Raw genomic sequence first — 6,825 nt, forward strand, 5'->3', positions numbered from 1 at the left:
CCGTCAGTCCAGCGCGCTCATCACGTGCTTGATCCGGGTGTAGTCGTCGAAGCCGTACTGCGACAGGTCCTTCCCGTATCCGGAGTGCTTGAACCCGCCGTGCGGCATGTCCGACACGAACGGGATGTGGGTGTTGATCCACACGCACCCGAAGTCGAGGTCGCGGGAGAGGCGCATGGCGCGGGCATGATCCCGCGTCCACACCGATGCGGCGAGCGCGTACGGCACGTCGTTCGCCATCGCGAGCGCCTCCTCCTCGGTGTCGAAGGGCTGCACGGTCAGCACGGGTCCGAAGATCTCCCCCTGCACGACCTCGTCGTCCTGCTGCACGCCGGTCACGACGGTCGCCTCCCAGAAGTAGCCACGGTCGCCCTGCCGCGCCCCGCCGGTCGCGACCGTCGCATGCGCGGGAAGCCGGTCGACGAAGCCCTGCACCTGCGCGAGCTGGGCCGCGCTGCTCAGCGGCCCGTACAGCACGCCCTCTTCGTCCGGGGCCCCGGTCCGCGCGTGCGTGCGGGTCCGCTCCACCAGTGCGGCGACGAACTCGTCGTGCACCGACGCGTGCACGAGCACCCGGGTCGCCGCGGTGCAGTCCTGCCCCGCGTTGAAGAAGGCCCCGGTGACGATGCCCTCGACCGCCTTCTCGATCGACGCGTCAGGGAAGACGATCGCGGGCGCCTTGCCGCCGAGCTCCAGGTGCACGCGCTTGACGTCGTCGGCTGCCGAGCGGGCCACGGCCATGCCCGCGCGCACCGAGCCGGTGATGGCCACCATCTGCGGCGTCGGATGCTCGACGAGGGCTGCTCCGGTCTCGCGGTCGCCGAGAACGATGTTGAGGGTGCCGGCGGGGCTGTGTCGCGCGACGATCTCCGCGAGCAGCAGCGTGGTGAGCGGCGTGGACTCCGCCGGCTTCAGCACGACGGTGTTCCCGGCGGCGAGCGCTGGAGCGATCTTCCACACCGCCATGTTCAGCGGGTAGTTCCACGGCGTCACCTGCCCGATCACGCCGATCGGCTCCCGGCGCACGAAGGAGGTGTGCCCGGGGAGGTACTCCGCGGCAGCGCGACCCTCGAGGCTCCGCGCGGCGCCGGCGAAGAACCGCAGCTGGTCCACCGACTGCAGGATCTCGTCGGCGACGAGCGTCGCCCGCGGCTTGCCGGTGTCCTTCGACTCGAGGTCGGCGAACTCCTCGGCCCGCGCGGCCATCTCCTCGGCGATGCGGAACAGGGCGAGCTGGCGCGCGGACGGCGGCGTGTCCCGCCAGATCGGGAACGCCTCCGCGGCCGCGGCGTACGCGGCATCCACGTCGGCACGGTCGGAGATCGGGATCTCGCCGTAGGCTTCCTCCGTCACCGGATCGATGAGCGGCAGGCGCCCGCTCCCCGCTGCGGTGACGGCGCGGCCGCCGATGAAGTTCTGCAGGGGCACGGTCATCGTCGACGGTGAGGACATAGCGCCATGGTAGCCATCCGAACGCGGAATCTGTAGCTTTTCGTCCACAGATCGACGGATTCAGTTGCGCAGCACCTATCGGAATGTCACGATCGGTACATGAGTCCGAAGACGCCTCCCCCCGCCCTCGACGACATCTCGAAGCGCATCGTCGAGCTGCTGCAGGAGGACGGTCGGCGCCCCTACGCGGAGATCGCGCGGGAGGTCGGGCTCAGCGAGGCCGCGGCCCGCCAGCGGGTGCAGCGGCTGACCGAATCGGGCCTGATCCAGATCGTCGCCGTGACCGACCCGCTGCAGCTCGGCTTCCACCGCATGTCGATGATCGGGATCCGGGTGTCCGGCGACCCCCGCGCGATCGCGGAGGAACTCACGGCGATCCCGGAGCTCGCGTACGTCGTCGTCACGCTCGGGACGTTCGACATCCTCGTCGAGGCGGTGTGCGAGGACGACGACCACTTGCTCGACCTCATCGCCACCCGCATCCGCACCATCCCCGGCATCATCCAGACGGAGAGCCTGCTCTACGCCGGCCTCTACAAAGACCTCTACAACTGGGGAACGCGCTGACGCGCTCCCCTCGCATCGGAGTGAACATGGGCACCACGGTCTTCGAACGCCGGCGTCCTCCGCAGTCCGTCATCGACGACGCCCTGCGCGACACGGCCCTGTCGGTCTTCTGGCTCGACGACGTCGAGCGTCCCGCGCACCCGCCGCTCCGCGGCACCGTGCATACGGACCTCGTGGTCGTCGGCGGCGGCTACACCGGACTCTGGACAGCCGTGCGCGCGAAGGAGCGGGATCCGGAACGGAGGGTGGTGCTCCTCGAGGCGTCCCGCGTGGCCTGGGCGGCGTCCGGGCGCAACGGCGGCTTCTGCGAGTCCAGCCTCACGCACGGCCACGAGAACGGCGTGAACCGCTGGCCTGAGGAGATCGACCGCCTGGAGGAGCTGGGCCACGAGAACCTTGACGGCATCGCCGAGACCGTGCGGCGGTACGACATGGATGCCGAGTTCGAGCGGACGGGCCAGCTCGCGGTGGCCGTCGAGCCGCATCAGGTCGAGTGGCTGCGCGAGGAGGAGGGCTTCCTCGACCGGGAGGCGGTGCAGGCGGAGGTGCACTCGCCCACGTTCCTCGCCGGCGCGTGGGACCGGGACGGCTGCGCTCTCGTACACCCGGCGAAGCTGGGGCTGGAGCTCGCGCGGGTGGCCGTCGAGCTCGGCGTGGAGATCCACGAGCACAGCATCGTCCGGCGGATCGAGGGCGCGGACTCGGGTCCGGTGACCCTCGTCACGGAGCACGGCCGGGTGACCGCCGACGCGGTGGCGCTCGCGACGAACGTGTTCCCGTCGCTCCTCAAGCGCAACCGCCTCATGACGGTGCCCGTGTACGACTACGTGCTGATGACGGAGCCGCTGTCGGCCGAGCAGCTCGCCTCCATCGGCTGGCGGAACCGCCAGGGGCTCGCCGACAGCGCCAACCAGTTCCACTACTACCGGCTCACCGCGGACGACCGGATCCTGTTCGGCGGCTACGACGCGGTCTACCACTTCGGCGGCAAGGTGCGCCCCGCCTACGAGGATCGGATGGAGAGCCACCGGCGGCTGGCCTCGCACTTCTTCACCACCTTCCCGCAGCTCGCCGGCCTCCGCTTCACGCACCGCTGGGCCGGGGCGATCGACTCGTCGAGCCGGTTCTGCGCGTTCTTCGGCACCGCCCGCGGCGGCCGGGTCGCCTACGCCACAGGGTTCACCGGCCTCGGGGTCGGCGCCGCCCGGTTCGCCGCCGATGTCATGCTCGACAAACTCGCCGGCGAGGAGACCGAGCGCACGCAGCTGCGGATGGTGCGCGAGAAGCCGATCCCGTTCCCGCCGGAGCCGGCCGCGTCCGTCGGGATCAACCTCGTCCGCGCCGCGATGGACAGGGCCGACCACAACGAGGGGCGCCGCAACCTGTTCCTGAAGACGCTCGACGCTCTCGGCATGGGCTTCGACTCGTGACCGGCCTCGCCCCGGGGGCCGTCGTCGACGCCGGATGCCTCGCGCTGACGCACACCCCGCTGCCCGACGAGGACGTCCGCGACGGCGCGCCGACCACGGCATATACGGTGCTCGACGACGCAGGCGGGATCGAGATCGGCGTCTGGGAGATGGCGCCGGGCACCGCGGTGGACGTCGAGGAGGACGAGGTGTTCGTCGTGCTCTCCGGTCGCGCGACCGTGACGTTCACCGCGCCCGCGCTCCCTCCGGTGGAGCTCGGCCCCGGGTCCGTGATGCGGCTCACCACCGGCATGCGGACGGTCTGGACGGTGAGTGAGACCCTGCGGAAGGTCTCGATCGGGATCTGACGGCCGCTGCCGACCAGGCCCGCTCAGGCCCGGCGGACCTCCGCGTGCGGGATGCGCGCGGCCATGACCCGCACCGCCTCCGGGTTGTCGTCGACGAGCACCGCGTCCCGGCCGAGTGCGGAGGCCACGGCTCCGGTCGTGCCGCTGCCCGCGAAGAGGTCGAGCACCCGGTCGCCGGGCCGGCTCGACGCGGTCACGATGCGCCGCAGGACGCCCTCGGGCTTCTGCGTCGGATACCCCGTCTTCTCGCGCCCCGTGGTCGGGACGATCGTGTGCCACCACACGTCCGTCGGGAGCTTGCCGCGCGCGGCCTTCTCCGCGGTCACCAGTCCCGGCGCCATGTACGGCTCCCGGTCGACGTCGTCGGAGTTGAACACGTACGTCCGCGGGTTCTTCACGTACACCAGGATCGTGTCGTGCTTGGTGGGCCACCGCCGCCGGGACTTCGCGCCGTAGTCGTACGCCCAGATGAGCTCGTTGAGGAAGCAGTCCCGGCCGAACACCGCGTCGAGCATGACCTTCGCGTAGTGCGCCTCGCGGTAATCCAGGTGCAGATACAGGGTGCCGTCGTCCGCGAGCAGCCGCCAGGCCTCCTCCAGCCGCGGCATGAGGAAGGCGCCGTAGTCGTCGAAGCTGTCGTCGTACGCGCGCAGCATGCCGCGCACCCGCTCATACCGGTGCCCGTGGAAGCCGTGCCGCACCTCGGGCTCGCCGGGCGCCCGTTCAGGACTCCGGCCCTCCGCCGCGGGCTCCGCCGATGCGGGGCTGCCCCCGTCCGGATCCGCCGGCTCTTCCTGCGGTGGGAACGTGCGGCGGGCGATGACCACCTGCCGCTCCCGCACCCGCCCGGTGTTGAACGGCGGGTCGAGGTAGACGAGCGTGAAGGATCCGGACGGCAGGGTCGCCGCAACCGCGAGGTTGTCCCCCTCGATCACCGACACCCGCCCCGGGACCTGGGCCTCTGGGCCGCCCCCTTGGGTCCCTGAGCCTGTCGAAGGGCCCTGGGTCCCTGAGCCTGTCGAAGGGCCTGAGCCTGTCGCAGGGCTCACGGAACCCGGTGCAGCCACGCGTCGGTCGAGAACTTCGACTCCACCAGCGCCTGGGCATCGGCGTACTCGTCCGGCGTGATGCCGCCGTCCTCGGCGGAGGTGAGCGAGCGGAACGTGTCCTTGAAGCGCTCGATGATCTCGGCACGCTCCAGTCCGGTCTGGCTCCGCAGCGGGTCGACGCGCTTGGCTGCCGAGGTCGTCCCCTTGTCGCTGAGCTTCTCGCGGCCGATCCGCAGCACCTCGGTCATCATCTGGCCGTCGATGTCGTAGGAGAGGGTGGCGTGGTGCAGCACACCTCCGTTCGCGAGGCGCTTCTGCGCGGCGCCGCCGATCTTGCCGGTCGGGCTCGCGATGTCGTTGAGCGGCTGGTAGACGGCGTCGATGCCGAGCGACCGGAGCGCCTGCAGCACCCAGTCGTCGAGGAACGCGTAGGAGTCGGCGAAGGTCATGCCCGCCACGAGCGAGGCCGGCACGTACAGCGAGTAGGTGATGATCTGTCCCGCCGCCATGAGCATCGCCCCGCCGCCGGAGATGCGGCGGACGACGTCGAAGCCGTGCTTCGCGGCGCCCTCGGGATCGACCTCATTGCGGTACGACTGGAACGACCCGATGACGACGGCCGACTCGTCCCACTCCCAGATGCGCAGGGTCGGACGCCGACGCCCCTCGCCGACGCGGGAGGTGAGCACCTCGTCGAGGGCGAGGTTCATGCGCGGCGAGACCGCCTTCTCGTGGACGATCTCCCAGTCGAAGTCGCGCCACCCGGGCGCGGTGACCAGAGCGCGACGCACGGCGGTGCCCACGGCCTCGGGGCTGAAGCCGAGCAGCTGCGCCCCCTCGGGGAGGGCACCGCGGACGGCCGCGGCGATGGCCGTGGCGTCGGACTCGGCGGGGAGGCCCTCGACGGCGGCGTTGATGTCGTCGAGCGCGGAGTCCGGTTCGAGGAAGAAGTCCCCGGCGAGCCGGAACCGCGCGATCCGGTCGTTCTCGACCTCGAGGTCGACGACGACGAGCTTGCCCCCAGGAACCTTGTATTCACCGTGCACGGATCCAGCTTAAGGCGCACGCTGCCGCCGTGGTCAGCCGCCGAGCACGACGACGCGTTCCCCGGCCCTAATCGGCGTGGAGTAGCGGTTGCCTGGTGTGGGCAGGGGGCAGATGAACTGGTCGGAGAAGGCGCACGGCGGCAGGTACGCCCGGTTGAAGTCGATCACGGCGGACCCGTCGGCGGCGGGCTCGTCGACGGGGAGGAACCGGAACCGGTACGTCTCCAGCCCGTTCGTCCCGTCGGCGAAGACCGCACTCAGCGCTCCGCTCCCGCTGCGGGTGACCGTGAGCTCGTGCGGGGCCCCGGCGAGCTCGAACCGCAGGCGTCCGGCGATCGGGGTCTCGCGCTCCTCGCCGTCGACCGCCGTGACGACGATCCGCTCGTCCGGCGCGGGCTCGAACGTGGCCGGGATCCGCCATCGCTCGTCGGGGGCGTAGGCGTCGATCGCGGTGAACCACTCCCGCTGCGGACGGGCGGGGTTCCAGACGCGGAGCGCCAGCAGTCCGTTGCGGTCGAACACACGCAGCTCGCGCCGCCCGAGGCGCAGGGTCTGGGTGCCGCGGAGGGTGACGACCGACCCCGACGGTCCCAGCTCACTGCCGCGGATGCCGCCGTCCCCGGTGAGGGCCCAGAGTCCGGGCACGCCGTCGACCGCGGCGGGTTCGGTGATCAGCCAGTTCGTCGACTCCAGCGCGGACGGCCCGTACTCCGACCCCGCATAGCGCTCGCGCGCCGCATGCCACTCGTGCCAGTCCGTCAGGAAGCTCATCGCCGCGGGCCCTCCCCTCGTTCGTGCGGATGTGCCCCGAATCTAGGGCTGCCCCCGTCGCCCGTGACCCCCGTCCGTCACACGCCTTCACCCCGCGTCATCCCGCGTCACACACCCCTCCGCCCGTCCCTCCCTCCGGTGCGGGGTCACACCCGTCCCTCCC

At 71.2% G+C, this 6,825-nt stretch carries 7 protein-coding genes; 3 read left to right on the forward strand and 4 right to left on the reverse strand.

What is annotated here, in order from left to right:
• Nucleotides 1-3: 3 nt before the first annotated feature.
• Nucleotides 4-1,452, reverse strand: a complete 1,449-nt coding sequence (locus tag BV453_RS00815; protein WP_249520619.1) for a gamma-aminobutyraldehyde dehydrogenase — start codon at nucleotides 1,450-1,452, stop codon at nucleotides 4-6.
• A gap of 99 nt (nucleotides 1,453-1,551) precedes the next feature.
• Between BV453_RS00815 and BV453_RS00820 the strand changes: the two genes are divergently transcribed.
• The 3 genes from BV453_RS00820 to BV453_RS00830 are packed head-to-tail and all read left to right on the forward strand — an operon-like array spanning nucleotide 1,552 to nucleotide 3,796.
• Nucleotides 1,552-2,019: an Lrp/AsnC family transcriptional regulator gene (locus BV453_RS00820; RefSeq protein WP_025105441.1), complete on the forward strand. Its 468-nt coding sequence runs from the start codon at nucleotides 1,552-1,554 to the stop codon at nucleotides 2,017-2,019.
• 26 nt (nucleotides 2,020-2,045) lie between these two features.
• Nucleotides 2,046-3,449, forward strand: a complete 1,404-nt coding sequence (locus BV453_RS00825; protein WP_085605929.1) for an FAD-binding oxidoreductase — start codon at nucleotides 2,046-2,048, stop codon at nucleotides 3,447-3,449.
• Nucleotides 3,446-3,796, forward strand: coding sequence for a cupin domain-containing protein (locus BV453_RS00830; RefSeq protein WP_126894473.1), 351 nt, complete (start codon nucleotides 3,446-3,448; stop codon nucleotides 3,794-3,796). The genes BV453_RS00825 and BV453_RS00830 overlap by 4 nt, the downstream gene beginning before the upstream one ends.
• A 23-nt stretch (nucleotides 3,797-3,819) precedes the next feature.
• Here BV453_RS00830 and BV453_RS00835 read toward each other — a convergent pair whose 3' ends face one another.
• The 3 genes from BV453_RS00835 to BV453_RS00845 form a co-directional block, all read right to left on the reverse strand.
• Nucleotides 3,820-4,737, reverse strand: a complete 918-nt coding sequence (locus tag BV453_RS00835; RefSeq protein ID WP_126894474.1) for a site-specific DNA-methyltransferase — start codon at nucleotides 4,735-4,737, stop codon at nucleotides 3,820-3,822.
• A gap of 104 nt (nucleotides 4,738-4,841) precedes the next feature.
• Nucleotides 4,842-5,891, reverse strand: coding sequence for a biotin/lipoate A/B protein ligase family protein (locus tag BV453_RS00840; protein WP_025105437.1), 1,050 nt, complete (start codon nucleotides 5,889-5,891; stop codon nucleotides 4,842-4,844).
• Between the two features lie 33 nt (nucleotides 5,892-5,924).
• Complete coding sequence (locus BV453_RS00845) at nucleotides 5,925-6,662, reverse strand: DUF1684 domain-containing protein (protein WP_062765531.1); 738 nt, start codon at nucleotides 6,660-6,662, stop codon at nucleotides 5,925-5,927.
• Nucleotides 6,663-6,825 lie beyond the last annotated feature (163 nt).

Origin of the sequence: Microbacterium sp. ER1 (genome assembly GCF_023383675.1) — a bacterium.
Taxonomy (GTDB): Bacteria; Actinomycetota; Actinomycetes; order Actinomycetales; family Microbacteriaceae; genus Microbacterium.

What these genes read in the sequence shown, in the direction of transcription:
- BV453_RS00815 (WP_249520619.1), bottom strand. Translation starts at nt 1,452, where the DNA reads ATGTCCTCACCGTCGACGATGACCGTGCCCCTGCAGAACTTCATCGGC.
- BV453_RS00820 (WP_025105441.1), top strand. Translation starts at nt 1,552, where the DNA reads ATGAGTCCGAAGACGCCTCCCCCCGCCCTCGACGACATCTCGAAGCGC.
- BV453_RS00825 (WP_085605929.1), top strand. Translation starts at nt 2,046, where the DNA reads ATGGGCACCACGGTCTTCGAACGCCGGCGTCCTCCGCAGTCCGTCATC.
- BV453_RS00845 (WP_062765531.1), bottom strand. Translation starts at nt 6,662, where the DNA reads ATGAGCTTCCTGACGGACTGGCACGAGTGGCATGCGGCGCGCGAGCGC.